At 28.4% G+C, this 16705-nt stretch carries 23 protein-coding genes; 22 read left to right on the forward strand and 1 reads right to left on the reverse strand.

Translation table 11 applies throughout. The annotated features are described in order from the left end of the window. Positions 1-33: 33 nt before the first annotated feature. On the forward strand, positions 34-345 hold the full coding sequence (trxA, locus tag DY123_RS05645; RefSeq protein WP_108982320.1) for a thioredoxin: 312 nt from the start codon (positions 34-36) through the stop codon (positions 343-345). A 41-nt stretch (positions 346-386) separates the two neighbouring features. Here trxA and DY123_RS05650 read toward each other — a convergent pair whose 3' ends face one another. After that, complete coding sequence (locus tag DY123_RS05650) at positions 387-875, reverse strand: YslB family protein (protein WP_105964809.1); 489 nt, start codon at positions 873-875, stop codon at positions 387-389. A gap of 176 nt (positions 876-1051) precedes the next feature. Here DY123_RS05650 and racE point away from each other — a divergent pair, with 176 nt between their 5' ends. From racE to DY123_RS07735, 21 genes are all read left to right on the forward strand, one after another. After that, positions 1052-1864 (forward strand): glutamate racemase, encoded by an 813-nt coding sequence (gene racE / locus DY123_RS05655; protein ID WP_140924355.1) that lies wholly within the window; start codon positions 1052-1054, stop codon positions 1862-1864. Next, a complete protein-coding gene (locus DY123_RS05660) occupies positions 1864-2457 on the forward strand; it encodes an XTP/dITP diphosphatase (RefSeq protein ID WP_140924357.1) in 594 nt (197 codons plus the stop codon). Before racE ends, DY123_RS05660 begins: the two co-directional genes overlap by 1 nt. Positions 2458-2530: 73 nt before the next feature. Then, positions 2531-2908 (forward strand): DUF948 domain-containing protein, encoded by a 378-nt coding sequence (locus tag DY123_RS05665; RefSeq protein ID WP_105964806.1) that lies wholly within the window; start codon positions 2531-2533, stop codon positions 2906-2908. A 14-nt stretch (positions 2909-2922) separates the two neighbouring features. Then, positions 2923-3351 (forward strand): hypothetical protein, encoded by a 429-nt coding sequence (locus DY123_RS05670; protein WP_105964805.1) that lies wholly within the window; start codon positions 2923-2925, stop codon positions 3349-3351. A gap of 147 nt (positions 3352-3498) precedes the next feature. After that, complete coding sequence (ccpA, locus tag DY123_RS05675; RefSeq protein ID WP_140924359.1) at positions 3499-4500, forward strand: catabolite control protein A; 1002 nt, start codon at positions 3499-3501, stop codon at positions 4498-4500. A 90-nt stretch (positions 4501-4590) separates the two neighbouring features. Further along, complete coding sequence (locus tag DY123_RS05680; protein WP_105964803.1) at positions 4591-5325, forward strand: YebC/PmpR family DNA-binding transcriptional regulator; 735 nt, start codon at positions 4591-4593, stop codon at positions 5323-5325. Between the two features lie 97 nt (positions 5326-5422). Beyond that, positions 5423-6280, forward strand: coding sequence for a competence type IV pilus ATPase ComGA (comGA, locus tag DY123_RS05685; protein ID WP_108983143.1), 858 nt, complete (start codon positions 5423-5425; stop codon positions 6278-6280). A 6-nt stretch (positions 6281-6286) separates the two neighbouring features. Then, positions 6287-7264 carry a type II secretion system F family protein gene (locus DY123_RS05690; RefSeq protein WP_140924360.1) on the forward strand — a complete coding sequence of 326 codons (978 nt, stop codon included), beginning with the start codon at positions 6287-6289 and terminating at the stop codon, positions 7262-7264. A gap of 2 nt (positions 7265-7266) precedes the next feature. After that, positions 7267-7578 (forward strand): competence type IV pilus major pilin ComGC, encoded by a 312-nt coding sequence (gene comGC / locus DY123_RS05695; protein ID WP_108983145.1) that lies wholly within the window; start codon positions 7267-7269, stop codon positions 7576-7578. Then, positions 7547-8005, forward strand: coding sequence for a hypothetical protein (locus tag DY123_RS05700; RefSeq protein WP_140924362.1), 459 nt, complete (start codon positions 7547-7549; stop codon positions 8003-8005). The genes comGC and DY123_RS05700 overlap by 32 nt, the downstream gene beginning before the upstream one ends. After that, the gene (locus DY123_RS07620) at positions 7998-8171 is read left to right on the forward strand and encodes a hypothetical protein (RefSeq protein WP_157944373.1); all 174 of its coding nucleotides are present in this window, start codon (positions 7998-8000) and stop codon (positions 8169-8171) included. Before DY123_RS05700 ends, DY123_RS07620 begins: the two co-directional genes overlap by 8 nt. A 13-nt stretch (positions 8172-8184) precedes the next feature. After that, the gene (locus tag DY123_RS05705) at positions 8185-8583 is read left to right on the forward strand and encodes a ComGF family competence protein (RefSeq protein ID WP_181398807.1); all 399 of its coding nucleotides are present in this window, start codon (positions 8185-8187) and stop codon (positions 8581-8583) included. Beyond that, positions 8570-8710, forward strand: coding sequence for a hypothetical protein (locus DY123_RS07625; RefSeq protein ID WP_157944981.1), 141 nt, complete (start codon positions 8570-8572; stop codon positions 8708-8710). The genes DY123_RS05705 and DY123_RS07625 overlap by 14 nt, the downstream gene beginning before the upstream one ends. Positions 8711-8822: 112 nt before the next feature. Continuing rightward, entirely contained in the window at positions 8823-9818 is a 996-nt protein-coding gene (locus DY123_RS05710; protein ID WP_181398808.1) for a class I SAM-dependent methyltransferase, read from the forward strand. Positions 9819-9839: 21 nt separating this feature from the next. Further along, positions 9840-11030 (forward strand): acetate/propionate family kinase, encoded by a 1191-nt coding sequence (locus DY123_RS05715; protein WP_105964797.1) that lies wholly within the window; start codon positions 9840-9842, stop codon positions 11028-11030. Positions 11031-11230: 200 nt separating this feature from the next. Continuing rightward, positions 11231-12613, forward strand: a complete 1383-nt coding sequence (locus DY123_RS05720) for an amino acid permease (protein WP_140924366.1) — start codon at positions 11231-11233, stop codon at positions 12611-12613. A 95-nt stretch (positions 12614-12708) separates the two neighbouring features. Beyond that, positions 12709-13317 carry a metallophosphoesterase family protein gene (locus DY123_RS05725; RefSeq protein WP_140924382.1) on the forward strand — a complete coding sequence of 203 codons (609 nt, stop codon included), beginning with the start codon at positions 12709-12711 and terminating at the stop codon, positions 13315-13317. A gap of 16 nt (positions 13318-13333) precedes the next feature. Continuing rightward, positions 13334-14734: a bifunctional metallophosphatase/5'-nucleotidase gene (locus tag DY123_RS05730; RefSeq protein WP_140936432.1), complete on the forward strand. Its 1401-nt coding sequence runs from the start codon at positions 13334-13336 to the stop codon at positions 14732-14734. A gap of 11 nt (positions 14735-14745) precedes the next feature. Continuing rightward, complete coding sequence (locus DY123_RS05735; RefSeq protein WP_181398809.1) at positions 14746-15294, forward strand: YutD family protein; 549 nt, start codon at positions 14746-14748, stop codon at positions 15292-15294. Between the two features lie 2 nt (positions 15295-15296). After that, positions 15297-16070, forward strand: a complete 774-nt coding sequence (locus DY123_RS05740) for a TIGR01457 family HAD-type hydrolase (RefSeq protein WP_105964794.1) — start codon at positions 15297-15299, stop codon at positions 16068-16070. A gap of 1 nt (position 16071) precedes the next feature. Then, positions 16072-16698 (forward strand): TIGR01906 family membrane protein, encoded by a 627-nt coding sequence (locus tag DY123_RS07735; RefSeq protein WP_140924372.1) that lies wholly within the window; start codon positions 16072-16074, stop codon positions 16696-16698. The last annotated feature ends 7 nt before the right edge of the window (positions 16699-16705 follow it).

Below are 16705 nucleotides of genomic sequence, written 5' to 3' on the forward strand. Positions count from 1 at the left end.
TTACTTTTAGTAAATACGAAGGAGGTTATTAATATGGTTTCCGAAACTACAGATAAGACTTTTGAAAAAGATACTTCTGATGGTGTTACTTTAACTGATTTTTGGGCAACTTGGTGTGGTCCTTGCCGTATGCAATCACCTGTTGTTGAACAATTGTCAGAAGATATGGGGGATAAAGTTACCTTTAATAAAATGGATGTTGACCAAAATCCTGAAACCCCTCAAAAGTTTGGGATTATGAGTATACCTACTTTACTAGTTAAAAAAGATGGCAAAGCTGTTGATAGCATTGTTGGCTATCACAGCAAAGAACAATTAGCTAAAATTTTAAATCAATATCTATAAGTAACAAAAAGACAACTTGTTTTATTACAAGTTGTCTTTTTTTAGTTTGAATATAAATCAAAATTTGAAATATCATCAGAATCATTAGTAGGACTTTTTGGATCCATATGTACTCTAATTGTTACTTTACCATTTTTTTCTTCCTTGGGATTCATTTCAGCTTCTGCAATAACGCCCATTTGTTGTTGTGCAATTTGAGCTAAAATGCCCGCTTCAAACATAAAATCAGCATCAGCTGAAGATTCAAGTCTAGCTTTCACTATTTCTCCACTTAAGGTCCATTTTATTTCATGTTTATTTTCTGAAATAATTGATAGTTCGCCTAATCCGGATTGCTTAAAAAATAAACTAACATCTAAAGCATCTCTAAGTGGAAATCTTCGTGCAATTTTTTTCCCAGCCCAATAAAGGATACTATGATCATCAGTACCTAATAAATCTTTTATCAATATATCTCTTAATAATTCTTGTCCCCAATATTGACTAGTAGATTTATTACCCATGATTTTTTTATAAAGATTATTATTCATACTTACTAACCTCAATTCCTTTTGTCATTTTTCATTATATTATAATTTATCATTGATTTGTATATTTTATCCAAGAAAATTTGGAATGTGTTACTAAATATCGTTGCTAGGTTGCTCAAAACTTCCAAAAGGATGATAATATATATTTAAACACTTTTTGAAAGAAGGTTAAGTAATTGGATAAACGTGCAATTGGTTTTATGGATTCAGGTGTTGGGGGACTCACTGTGGCTAAGGAAGCTATTAAACAATTTCCCAATGAGAATATTATTTACTTTGGGGATGAAGCTAGATTGCCATATGGTGAAAAAAGTCCTGAAGAAATAAAAAAATTCGCTCAACAAATTTCCGATTTCTTGATTGATAAGGGAATTAAGATTTTAGTTATTGCATGTAACACCGCTACTGCTCATGCACTATCCTTATTAAAAGATACCTTAGACATTCCAGTTATAGGTGTAATTTATCCTGGGAGTTTAGCTGCAGTTAATATTTCTAAAGAAAAGCGTATAGGTGTGATTGCTACTAATGGAACCATAAAAAGTAAAGCTTATGAAAAAACTATTAGTTCGATTAATAATGATGTTAAAATTTTTAGCCTAGGTTGTCCTAGATTTATTCCAATGGTTGAAGATGGACATTATAAGAGTCAAGAAGATCAGAAATTAGTAACCCAAGATTTAATGCCTATTATAAAAGATAATGTTGATACTTTAGTAATGGGATGTACCCATTATCCAATTATGCGTAAATTAATTCAAAATGCTGTAGGTGCTGATGTTAGATTAGTTGATCCAGGAATTGCTGTAATTAAAGATATTAAGCAAACAATTGATGAATTAAACTTAAAAAATAGTTTATCGCATACTAGAAAATTAAACTTTTATACCACTGGTTCTGTTGAAAAATTCCGCTTCGTAGCAGAAGAATGGTTAGACCGAGATATTGATATTAAAAAAGTTTCTTTGAAAACATTGGAGGAATATTAATGTTAAATACGATTGTAATTGCTACTAATAATGAAAATAAAGCTATTGAATTTAGAAATATGTTTGCATCTAAAAATATTAATTTTAAGACCTTAAAAGACTTTCCAGAAATAGGCGCTATTAAGGAAGATGGTAATTCTTTTGAAGAAAATGCTACTATTAAGGCACAAGCTGTTCATAGGATGACAAATTTGCCAGTTCTTGCTGATGATTCGGGATTACAAGTTCATGATATTAATGATGAACCTGGCATTTATTCAGCTAGATATGCCGGTGATCATGATGATTCTGCTAACAATAAAAAATTACTAAACAAATTATCAGGTAAAAAGAATCGAAGTGCTACTTTTAAGACTTGCCTGGTTTTAATTAAACATGATGGTAAAAAATTAGTTGTTAATGGGGAATTGAATGGTACTATTTTAGAAGAATCCAGGGGAGACAATGGTTTTGGATATGATCCATTATTCTATGTACCTAGTATGGAAAAGACGTTGGCTCAAATGAATAGAACAGAAAAAAATAAGATTAGTCATCGTGGTAACGCAATGAAAAAGTTGTTCAATGAATTTGACAATTGGTGGCTCAACTAAATGTTAACTAATTGTAAAATTTTTACGAAAATGCTATTCTAAAAGCATAGTATAAATAAGGGGGAGGAATTGTATGACAATAGGAGCTCTAGCTGGTTTAATTGCTGCAATTGCATTTTTAATATTAGCTGTAAGTGCTGCGTTTGTTTTAATTAAACTTTCAAAAACCGTTGATGAGGTTAATAAGAATATTAACTCAATTTCTCAAGATGTTAATGTTTTGTCTAAGCAAACTGAAGAAATTATGATTAGTTCTAATTCTATGATTAAAGATTTAAATGAAAAAGTTAATACATTAGATCCTGTATATCAAGCTGCTGCTGATGTTGGTCAAAGTGTTTCTGATTTGAATAGTGCTACTCAAAGCTTAACAAAGAAATTTCAAGAGAGAAACAAACCTTCTTTTCTTGAAAAGCTAGCAGGTATAGGCTTTAAAGTATTTAGAAAATAAGGAGAGTGTTTTTTATGAAAAAAGCAGGATTATTTTTTATGGGACTAACTGCTGGAGCTGCGGCAGCTGCTTATGTTGCTTATCGTAAATTAGATGACGACAAAGCCAAAAAATTAGTAGATACTACTAAAGATGCAGCTAATAGTTTGAAAGATCGTGCATTAGACTATGCGTTTTATGCTATGGATTCAGTAGATGATGCTAAACAATCATTACAATCTAAGACTTCAGATGCTACATCTAAAATTAAAGATGCTGCAGGCAAGGCTAATGATAACGTAATGAATAAGGCTCAATACTACTATGATGAAGGTAGTACTCAATTTCATAAAGCTGCTAATAATTTAAGAGAAAAATCTAAGGATGTTAATAATAAAAATAATGATGATAACGAAGATGTTGTCGTAGATCCTGATTTTTTAAAAAAAGATAGTGACAAGTAATTGAACAAAAAGGACTTAGAATTAATTAAAATGATTAATCCTAAGTCTTTTTTGCTTACTTGTTATTTTTATTTTAATCTGCTATATTTATACAATAAATGAAAGCGCTATAAAACTTTCTATTATTTGTTTAGAAAGGATTAAAATATGAATAAGCAAAATATAACTATTTATGATGTTGCTAGGGAATCTAAAGTTTCAATGGCAACAGTTTCAAGAGTTTTAAATGGTAATTCTAATGTTAGACCTGCCACGAAAAATAAGGTAATGAATGTAATTAATAAGATGGAATATCGTCCTAATGCTGTCGCTAGAGGATTAGCTAGCAAAAAGACTACAACTGTGGGAGTTATTATTCCCGATGTTACTGATGAATATTTTGCATCTTTAGCCAGAGGTATAGATGACATCGCTTCTATGTATAAATATAATATTATTTTAGCCAACTCAGACGATGATTCATCTAAACAAGTTAAAGTTTTGAATAATCTATTGAGCAAGCAAGTTGATGGTATTATTTTTATGGGAAACGAGATTAATGATAAATTACGCCAAGAATTTAAAAATTCTAATGTTCCTATAGTACTAGCTGGATCTGTAGATGAAAGTAATTCTGTTCCTAGTGTTAATATTGATTATATTTCTGCTGTTAAAACTGAGACTAGTAAATTAATTAACAATGGTAATAAAAAAATTGCTTTTATTTCTGGTTCTTTAAATCAGCCAATTAATTTAGATTATCGATTAGTGGGATATAAAAATGCTCTACAAGAAAATAATTATGTATTTGATAATTCATTGGTATTTTCGACAAGTGGTAATTATCAATCCAGTTATAATTTAGTTAATAGTATTTTATCTAAAAATATAACAGCAGCAGTTGTTACTAATGATGAATTGGCTGCAGGTTTACTAAATGGTTTAACGGATCTGAATATTAAAGTACCAGATGACTTCGAAATATTTGCTAGCAACGACACCAAAATATCAAGACTGGTAAGACCTCAATTGTCATCAATAACTCATCCGTTATATGATGTTGGAGCTGTTGCGATGAGATTACTTACTAAAATAATGAATAATGAAGATGTTGATAAAAAACAAGTGCTATTAAATTATGATATTGTTGAAAGACAATCAACAAAATAGTAATGTACTTGATTATTAATATTCGCATTGATATAATTAATATGTTTGTAAAATGAAGAATTTGAATTAAACGAGAGGAGTGCTGAGATCATGTCAGGACATTCAAAATGGCATAACATACAAGGTCGTAAAGGTGCCCAAGATAAAAAACGTGGTAAGATTTTCCAAAAGATTTCACGTGATTTATACCAAGCAGCTAAAGCAGGGGGTGCAGAAGTAGATGGTAACCCTCAATTACGTTTAGTTATTGATAAGGCACATGCTGCTAACATGCCTAAAGATAATATCCAACGTGCACTAGATAAAGCAACTGGTGTTGGTGGAGCTAATTATGAAGAAATAACTTATGAAGGATACGGACCAGCTGGTACAGCCGTTATGGTTTCTTGTTTAACAGACAATAAAAACCGTACTGCTGCAGCTATTCGTTCTGCATTCACTCATCATGGTGGATCTCTAGGTTCTAATGGTTCTGTTTCATATATGTTTGATCGTAAGGGTTACATTGTAATTTTACGTGATGGCTTAGATGTTGATGAAGATGATATGTTAATGGATGCATTGGATGCCGGTGCAGATGATATGAAGGCTAGCGATGAAAAATTTGAAATTTTTGTTACTCCTTCAGATTTAAATGCTGTTCGTGATGAATTGCAAAAGAAATATACACTAGATACTGCCGAAGTAACAATGTTCCCACAAACTGTTACTGAAGTTCCTAGTGATAAAGCATCACAATATACTGGCTTAATTGATGAATTAGATGAAAATGACGATGTTCAAGACGTCTATGAAGCTGCTAAGTTACCAGAAGATGCTGAATAATTAAATAATGATTTAAGATGTGTAGTTATTCTACACATCTTTTTTTTATAAAAAATACATACACTTTTTTGCGAATATATTAGTGGAGGATATTTATATGAAAATGAAGGAGTACTTTAATGATTTAATTAATCATGCCATTGATATTAAAGCAAGTGATATTTATATATTTCCAGCAGGTGATAATTTTAATATTAAAATGCACACGAATGTAAGAATATTAGAACATTCAGTAATAGATAGTTCTTTTTCTAAAACTTTGCTTAATTATTGTAAATATATATCGAATATGGCTATTAGTGAAAATAGAAGGCCACAAATAGGATCATTTGTATATAAATTAGATAGTCAAAAATATTATTTAAGATTTTCATCGGTTAGTAATTTTAGTAATAAAGAATCAATGGTAATTAGAATTATTTATAGTATAGAAGACTCTGATTTGAGTTATGCAGATTATAATAATTTGATATCTCTAAAGAAAAGATTCTACAAAGGAGGAATGATTTTGTTTGCAGGTCCTACTGGTTCTGGAAAAACAACATCGGCTTATAAATTAGCTAAAAGCATTAGTCCTAAAAAAATTATAATGACGATTGAAGATCCAGTAGAAATAATTGAAGATGAATTTTTACAATTACAAGTAAATGATTCTGCTAATATGGGATATGATGAGCTGATTAAAGTGGGGCTACGGCATCGACCAGATATATTTATTATTGGCGAAATAAGAGATACTAGAACTGCTAATGCTGCAATAAGAGCCGCACTTTCTGGCCATTTAGTAATCAGTACTATTCATGCCAATAATAAAAATGGGGTAATTAATCGTTTAAAACAATTAAATGTTAATTCATCGGATATAAATCATGCCATTAATACAGTTGTTTACCAGAAATTAGTAAATGATAAAGATGGAAATATGACTGCATATATGGATATAAATGAGGAGTAGTAAATTTTGTTTAATACAAGACTAAAAGGACCAGAACAGCAGCTATTGTTTAAAACGCTTAGTGAACTATTAGATTCAGGATTTAACCTTAAGGAATCGTTAATTTTTATAAAACAAACAACAATTAAGGAAAATATTATTGATGATGTTTTATCAAAATTGGAACAAGGATATCACTTTAGTTATAGTATTAGAAAATATATAGATGGTGAATTTTATAATCAAATATATATTAGTGAAAAGAATGGTAACTTGATTAGCTGCTTAAAAGAAATAAATAAATATATTTCTTTTAAAAATAAACAAAACAAAAAAATACAAGAAGTTTTAATGTATCCGTTATTTTTAATATTGATGCTTTTAATGGCATTAATTGGTATCAATAAAGTCATTGTTCCACAGATAGGAGCGATCGGTAGGGTTGAAAAATATGATTTAAGTTATTTATATTTTTTTATATTATTAATATTTGTGTTCTTATTGCTAATTTTTATTTATTACAAAAGTTTATCCTTTTTAAAAAGAAAAGAATTTTTAATTAAAATACCTTTTATTGGGAAAATATATCAGTATTATATGGGATATTATTTGTCATATAATTTATATTTAATGTTAAGCAATGGTATTGATATTAAAAATATATTATTTATAATGAATAGTTTCGACAAATCAACAATTATTTATTCATTAAGTAATGAAATAAAAAAAGAACTAGAAAATGGGATGAATTATACAAAACTTATACAAAAATATAATTTTATCCCTAAAGAATTTATTTTATTTTTGTCACAAGGTAATTCTAAGGGAAAAATAATTAACAATTTATTTATGTTTTCAAGACTTCAATTTGAAGACATGATTAATAAAAGTAATCGTTTGATTAACTTAGTTCAACCAATTTTATTTTTATTAATTGGTATCGGAATTATATTAGGATATTTATCAATTTTGATGCCCATTTATAACTCATTAAGGGGAATATAAACATGAAAATATGTAAAAAAAGATCTGGATTTACTTTAATTGAAATGACCATTGTATTATTCATTATTTCATTATTAATTTTAATAATTGTACCTAATTTAAATGGCCAAAGGAAAAAGGCTGAATCTGTTCATAACAATGCAATGATATCTTTGGTTCAAAGTCAAATCGATGCTTATCTGATTGATAAGGGTGATGCTAATGTTACGTATCAATCTTTGAAGGAAAATGATTATTTGAATTCATCACAAATTTCACGAGCAGAAAAACAGGGAATTAATATTGATAATAATAAAGCAATTAAAAAAGAGTAAGTTTGGATTTACTAATATCGAAATGATTATTGTATTAATGATTACATCTTTGTTTATAGGTATTACACTTTTTATTTATCCGAATATTAAAAATTATCAGCGTAATGATGAACAAAAATTTTGGAATTCTTTTAAATATCAATGGGATAGTATTGTTATGTCTACAAAAATTAACAAAAATGAAAAATCTAAAATAACAAGTACAATTATCGTAAATAAAAATAATGTTAATTTTATTTATTGGAATGGGGTTAATAAATCTATTAATATCCCTAATACTATAAGCATTTATGGTAATTCTTATATAATTGATATTAAAAGTGGTGGGTATGTTGCTCCTGCAACTTACCGTTGGCATTCTAATCTATTAAAGAAGGATTATATACAAACTTTTCAACTCGGGTGGGGTGTATATCATATTGAATAAAAATTTAGATGGGTTTGTGATTATAGATAGTTTAATAGCAATTATTCTAATTACTTTAGGTATATTATTTTATATTGAATGTGATCAATCTATTAACAATGGTATAAAACATGCCGAAAATCATTTAATTGAAAGTAGAAAAAAATATGAGAACAACCTTAAATAGAAGAGGTTTTACAGTGATAGAAAGTATTATTGGTTTATTAATGTTAAGCTTAATTGCTATATTAATTAATACCACAATTTTGTATATTAATAATTCTGATAGACATCAAAAAAGTGAGATTATTAATTATCATGTTTTTTTAAGCACAATTGAATCTAAAAAGTTAAATTTAAGAGTTGTTAAAATAGATGATAATAATATAACCTTAATTAATCCATCAAATCATAAAGAATATAGGATTCAAACCTATAAAAATATGTTAAGACTTTCTGGCAATAAAAGTGGACATGTACCAATCTTAGAAAATATTGCTTCAACATATTTTAGTATTCATAAAAATCATCTGTTTATTAAGTTGAAATTTATTAATCATCAAGAATTTGAAAGTGAGACTTCTATTGAAAAAAGTTAAACATAATGGTTCTGCTACAATGATTGCATTAATATTCTTAATAGTTTTATCAATTATTTTATCAATTAAATTTTTAAATTATAATGCTGAAATAACTACAATTAATGAATTAATAAAAAATTATTAATATAAGTAATTATTTGTTTATCTTGAATTAATTAATAATAATCTGGTAGTATTAAACTTGTATTAAATCTTTTAAGGGAGTGAGAATACTGGCTGAGAAAGATACAGAAACTTTGTTTAATGTATTGGACAAATCTACTGAAATATTGAAAAAAGAATTAGATGTGTCATATTTAGATGCCTTTATCGAAAATGGTGATAATATGATAAATAATAATACTGTTCATGTTGAAGATGATAAGCCTAATGAAGATATAGTTTCTAAATTAGAAAAGCTGTATAATAAAGTAGATTATAATTCTATAGATGCTGAGTCAATTAGAAAGGCTATTCAGATGGCTATGATTAAAGCAACTAAAGAAGATGCTATTCAAGCAAATCATCAAATAACTCCTGATACAATTGCCTCAATTATGGGATATTTAATTATTAGACTATATAAAAATAAGTCTAATTTAAGTGTGCTTGATTTAGCTGTTGGAACTGGTAATTTATTAAGTACCGTTATTAATCAGTTATCAGATGCACTTAAAATAAATATACATGGTGTCGGTGTCGATAATGATGATTCTATGTTGGCTATTGCTAGTTTAAACTTTCAAATGCAAAATAAGATTGACGATGTTGAGTTAATTCATCAAGATGCAGTTGATAATTTATTGGTGGATGATTCAGACTTAGTTATTTCTGATTTACCGGTTGGTTATTACCCAATTGATGAAAACACTAAGAATTATAAAACTAGATCTAATGATGGTCATTCATATGCACATCATTTGTTGATTGAACAAGGGATGAACCATGTTAAGCCAGGTGGATTTGGTGTTTTCTTAGTACCAAGTAATCTTTTTAATACTCCTGCAGCTAAGGAATTATTAAAATGGAACCAAGATAATGCATATATGCAAGGGTTATTAAACTTACCTAAAGAATTATTTACTAATGTTAAAGCTCAAAAAGCTATTTTAATTTTACAAAAACATGGTAATGATGCTAAACAAGTTGATAAAATAATGTTAGGGGAATTTCCTTCTTTCAAAAATCCATCAGCTTTCCAAAAATATTTAGCTGAAATTGTTGAATGGGAAGAAAATAACTTACTAAAATAAAACAAATTAAGGAGAACTATTATGGGAAAGTCTATTGCTATTAATGCTGGAAGCTCCACATTAAAATTCAAATTATTTGAAATGCCTTCTGAAAAACTAATTTCAAGTGGTGCCATTGATCGTATTGGTTTAACTAAATCTGATGTTGCTATTAAATATGGTGATGGTAAGAAATTCCATAAAACTATGGATATTGAAAACCATGAAGAAGCTATTAAATTAGTTTTAGATAAACTACTAAGTTTAGATATCATTGATGATTACAATGAAATTACAGGTGTAGGTCATCGTGTTGTTGCTGGTGGTGAATTCTTTACTGATTCTGTTGTTATTACTGATGATGTTTTGAAAAAACTTGAAGAATTATCAGAATTAGCACCATTACATGAACCTGCAAATATTTTAGGTATTAAGGCATTCAAGAAGATTTTACCTAATGTAATTAGTGTTGCTGTTTTTGATACTTCATTCCATACTTCAATGCCAGAAGAAAATTACATGTATGCTTTACCATATAAATACTATCGTGAACATAAAGCTCGTAAATATGGAGCACATGGTACTAGCTACCGTTACGTTTCAAGTCGTGCTGCTGATATGCTTGGTAAACCACTAAAAGATTTAAAATTAGTTGTAATGCATTTAGGTGCTGGTGCTTCTATTTGTGCTATTGATCATGGAAAGTCACTTGATACATCCATGGGCTTTACTCCAGTAACTGGTGTTATGATGGCGACTCGTTCAGGCGATGTTGATCCTTCATTACTTGCATATATTATGGAAAAAGAAGGCATTACTGATGTTAATGAAATGATTAACATTCTAAACAAGAAGTCTGGATTGTTAGGTGTTTCTGAAGTATCAGCTGATATGCGTGATTTGGAAGCTGTAAAAGCTGACAATCATCAAGCTGAATTAGCTCGTAATATGTACATGAATCGTATTATTAGATACGTTGGTCAATATGTTGCTGAAATGAATGGTGTAGATGCTATTGTATTTACTGCCGGTGTTGGTGAAAATGATATTGGCATTAGACAAGAAGTAGCTGACAAATTAAGTTACTTTGGTGTTGGTGTTGATCCAGAAAAGAACCATATTCGTGCTGTAGAAAGAGATATTAGTTCTGATGATTCATCAATTAAGACTTTATTGATTCCAACTAATGAAGAATTAATGATTGTTAAAGATATTGAAAGACTACGTAAATAATTAATAAAAAGAAACTCATTTTGAGTTCCTTTTTTTATTTCATTAATAGATGAATAAAATTCATTTAAAATTTAAAATCATGAATAAATGTTGACAAAACAATATTTGTAAAGTAAATTTGTCTTTAAATTACTTTTAATACAGTATCTTATAAATAATTATTATGTATAATTAAATTAGTAAAGGGAGTGCATAGACTTATGAAAGATACGCCCAACAAAGATAATGAACAATTATCTAAGGGATTAAAGAATCGTCATGTTCAGTTAATAGCTCTTGGAGGAACAATTGGAACAGGATTATTTTTAGGTGCTGGTGAATCAATTCAGTTTGCAGGTCCATCAATTGTTCTTGCTTATTTGATAGCTGGAGTAGCTGGATTCTTCATTATGAGATCTCTTGGAGAATTATTATTGTCTGATGTTAATTGTCATTCATATATTGAATTTATTGATAAATATTTAGGTAAAAAAATAGGCTTCGTTGCAGGATGGACTTATTGGGCCTGTTGGATTTCAATTGCGATGGCCGAAATTACTGCTGCTGGTTTGTATGTGCATTTTTGGTTTCCAGGAATACCACAATGGGTAACAGGTTTATTTTTACTTATCGTATTATTTTTGGCTAACTCAATTAATGTTTCTGCTTTTGGTGAAACTGAATTTTGGTTTGCTTTAATAAAAGTAGTTGCAATCTTAGCATTAATAGCTACAGGTGTAGTTTTAGTCATAATGAATTACAAAACACCAGTAGGACATGCTAGTTTAAGCAACTTATTTGGAAACTCAATGTTTTCACATGGCTTTAGTGGTTTTCTTTTAAGCTTTCAAATGGTTATATTTAGTTTTGCAGGAATCGAAATGATTGGAATGACTGCTTCTGAAACTAATGATCCAGAAAAAGTAATCCCTAAAGCAATTAATGAAGTCCCATCTAGAATACTAATTTTCTATATTGGTTCATTAATAGCTTTAATGTGTATTTATCCATGGAATCATATTAATGCTGCTTCTAGTCCTTTTGTACAAGTATTTCAAAATATAGGGGTTGGTTCTGCCGCCGCAATTATCAATTTTGTTGTACTGACAGCTGCTGTTTCAGCATGTAATTCTGCTATTTTTACAACAGGAAGAATGATTTATTCATTAACATATGGATCCAAAAAGCCTTTAGGAAAGCAATTAGGATCTTTAAATAAACATCAAATTCCTTCTAAAGGTATTTTATTTTCTATTGTAATAATTACACTTTCATTAATCTTAAATGCTTATATGCCTGATGGTGTATTTCAACTAGTTTCTAGTATTGCTACTACATGTTTCTTATTTATTTGGGGATTGATTGTTTTAGCCCATTTAAAATATCGTAAAGTAGTTTCAAGTAAAAATGAAACTAACAAATTAACTTTTAAGATGCCATTTTTCCCTTATTCTAATTATTTTGTTTTAGGATTCTTGGTTTTTGTAGCAATTGTAATGCTATTTAGAATGAATACTTTATTTGCACTGATTGGTTCAATAATTTGGATTATAACATTATACATTATAAAATCATTAACAGATGAAGTTCATCAAAAAAGATAATTCCAATTTTGGAGTTATCTTTTTATTTTGTAATTTATATTTTTACGTTTATTGTTGTAATATATAGTTAGTTAATATTGAAAGGGAGTAATTATATTCAGTACTTTATTTCTGATACGCATTTTTTTGATAAACATATGTTAGGTATTGATGACTTTGCTCCAAGACCTTTTTTCTTTGTTGATGATATGAATAATAAAATTATTGATAATTGGAATAGTAAAGTTCAAATGAATGATACGGTATACCATTTAGGTGATATTGCTGTATATCATATAAAGCCAGCAAAGAAAGCCTATGAAGCAATCTTTAATATTTTGAAAAAATTGCATGGTAATTTAATTTTAATTAAAGGTAATCATGATAGTCGCGATTTATTTAAGTTCTTAAGTAATCATAACTATTATATTAATGGAAAACTTAAATTTGAATTTCATGATGTTGGTGTATTAATAAAGATGAATCATTGTCAGTACTATATGACTCATTATCCAATGATGATGGGTAAGGTTGAAAAAATTATTAATCTTCATGGTCATATTCATCATTATTCGGTGCCAATTAAAGATGATTTAAACGTAGGTGTAGATTCTCCAGAATTAGACTATTTAAAATCAAAACCATCTTTTGGTGCTCCATTATCTGAATCTGAAGTACAGGAGATGGTTTTGGGTAAGAATATTGACTTTGCGAAAAGACATTGATTAGGAGGTAAGTTAATTGTTAGATAAAATTGCTATTTTGCATACAAACGATTTACATTCTCATTTTGAAAATTGGCCTAAAATTGTTAGATATTTGGCCTCAGAAAAACATAAGCTAGAAAATCAGGGTTATTTTGTTATAACTGTTGATTTAGGGGATGCAGTGGATCGTGCTCATCCGTTAACAGAAGCAACTGATGGTAAAGCAAATATAGATTTATTAAATCAAGTTCATTACGATGCTGCCACTATTGGGAATAATGAAGGATTAACTAATAGTAAAGATGAATTAAACCATCTATATGACGATGCTAACTTTGATGTAGTTTTGGATAACTTGTTTGATCTAAAAACTGGTAAACAACCAACTTGGGCAAAAAGAAAAAAGATTATTAAAAGTAAAAATGGTACTAAAGTAAAATTACTAGGATTAACGGCGCCTTATCATTCTACTTATGAGTTAGAAGGATGGAATCCTATTGATGATCAAAAAATTATTCCTGATCTTATAAAAAATGATAATGACGATTATGACGATTATGACGTGATGGTCTTGCTATCACACTTAGGTGTTACTCAGGATCGCTTAATTGCTAGTAAGTTCCCACAATTTGATATTATTATTGGCAGTCATACACATCATTTATTTAAAAATGGTGAATATGATAATAAATCATTATTAGCTGCAGCTGGTAAATATGGTCATTATGTTGGAGAAATTAAGTTATCTGTATCAGATGGTAAGATTACTGATAAGGTTGCTTCAGTGGTTAAAACATCAAATTTACCAGAACAAGCTGATGATGAAAGTTATATCCAAGAATTAGAAGAACGTGGTGAAAATATATTAGCACAATCGAAAGTAGCAGATATTCCTTATAGCATGCATACATCATTAAGAGGTGAACCTTCTATTATGAAAGAAGGTCTCGAAGCTATGAAAGAGAAAGCTCAAACAGACGTTGCAATTATGAATGATGGGTTATTTCTAGATGATTTACCTAAAGGAATAGTTGATAAAAATCAATTGCATAAAATCCTTCCTCACTCTATGCATGTAATGAAGACTACCTTAAAGGGTTATGATTTATGGCGTATGATGATGGAAATGGAAAAAAATCGTAAATTTTTAATTCAATTTGAACAAAAAGGAATGGGATTTCGTGGTAAATACTTTGGTGAATTAAATTATTCCGGTATTGATGTTGATATGAAGACCCGTAAAGTTTTTTATAATGGTAAAATTATTAAAGATAATGATAGTTATGACATTGCCTTATTGGATCATTATTCATTTATTCCATTTTTCCCAACTATCGCTATTGTAGGTGATAATCATATTTTATATGATCAAACATTAAGGGATGTATTTGCCACTTATTTATCAAAAAAATATCCTTTAAACAAAAAAGATTAGGAGAGTTTTATTTGGATCGTAAGACTATTGAAGAAACAGTAGAAGAAAATAGATCATCTAAAAAGCCATTGGCCAAAATATCACAAGAAAGTGATGATGGACTGCTCATTAATGGACATGATTATGAAATAATTAAGAATGTTGAAAATTGCTTTGATTTAGAAATCTTTAAACAACAATATAATCCAATTTTCAGTAAATATAATTATATTGTAGGTGATTATGCTTATGGGGTTCTAAGATTAAAGGGTTTTCTTAAAGATGATGCTAAAGTACCCCCACAATATCAATATAGCTCAATTGAAGACTACATTTATGAGTATGCTAATGTAGGTGCTAAGTATTTTGTTATTAACAATTTAGAAGCTAAAAATAACTTTAGAAATAGTCATTTCAGTAAAAAGCGTCGCAATCCTCGTAGAAAACGTAAAAATAGAAATCATAATTTTGAAGAGAAAGTAACTAAGCATAAAAAGCCTATTAATAAGCGTAAACATATGCGTATTACTAAAAGTGATGGTAAGGGTAAGCGCCATTTTACAATTAAACAGGGAGATTAGTTATGAAAAAATATAATGGATACTTTATTGATTTAGATGGGACTATTTATGCAGGTAGTAAAAGAATTCCTGCTGCAAAAAGATTTATTGAAAGATTACAAAATAAGGATATTTCTTTTATGTTTGTTACTAATAACACTACTAAAATGCCTATTGATGTTGTTAAAAACTTATCTGATAATCACGACATTCATGTAAGAGAAGATAATGTTTATACTGCTGGATTAGCAACTGCTGATTATATGGACAAAATTGCTGGAAAGAAACGCAAAGTTTATGTAGTGGGGGAAAAAGGTTTAATCACTGCTTTAGAAAATAATGGATTTGAAATTGTATATGATGAACAACCAGATTATGTAGTAGTTGGTTTGGATTCTAATACTGACTACGATAAATTAAGTAAAGCTGTATTGTACATTAGAGCAGGTGCTAAATTTATTGGTACAAATCCTGATAGTAACATTCCAAATGAAAAGGGGATGCTTCCAGGTGCTGGTTCTTTAGTTGATTTGGTTAGATATGCAACACAAGTTGATCCAATATTTATTGGTAAACCTGAAAGCATTATTTTAGAAAACGCATTAGATAAAATTAAATTAAATAAAGATGAGGTCGTAATGGTTGGCGATAATTATATGACTGACATTTCTGCAGGAATTAATTTTGGCATTGATACTTTATTAGTTTATTCAGGACTATCAACTAAAAATCAAGTTTCTAAGATGAATATAAAACCAACTAACGAAATTGATTCATTGGATGATTGGATAGTTTAGAATGTTTAAATTTAACTGTATTAATATATTAAGTATTACTCTTATTCTTTTATCTGTAATAAGTTTAGGTATATTTATAATTATAAATATACCTTTTTTATACTATTCGTCGATATTAATGTTTCACATTGATATTAATTCCCATAAAACGATAAATGAGCTAATGAATAATTATTATAATATTGTTACTTATTTACAATCTCCTTTTATAGATCATTTAAACGCTAGTTTTCTTATAGATAGAAGAGGAATTCATCATTTTTATAATGTAAAGCAATTAGTTATTTTTAATAACTTATTTATGTTTTTTTCTTTTCCAATATCATTAAAAGTTTATTATAAATATGCAATTAAAAAATTTATTAGTTTATGGATCAATTTTTTGAAATTAACTATTTATATATCTATTTTTATGTTTGTTTTAATTATTCTTGATTTTAATGACATTTTTATAAAATTTCATCAAATATTTTTTAACAATAATGATTGGATATTTAATATTAAACAAAATCCTATTATTTTAGCTTTTCCTGACGGATACTTTTTTGTATGTTCATTAGGATTATTTTCTATATTCTTGTTTTTATGTTTTTTTATTTTAAGCAAGGGTAAAAAAGAACTCCAATAAAAAAAGA

It is taken from the genome of Apilactobacillus micheneri (genome assembly GCF_006493595.1).
GTDB classification, from domain to species: Bacteria; Bacillota; Bacilli; order Lactobacillales; family Lactobacillaceae; genus Apilactobacillus; species Apilactobacillus micheneri.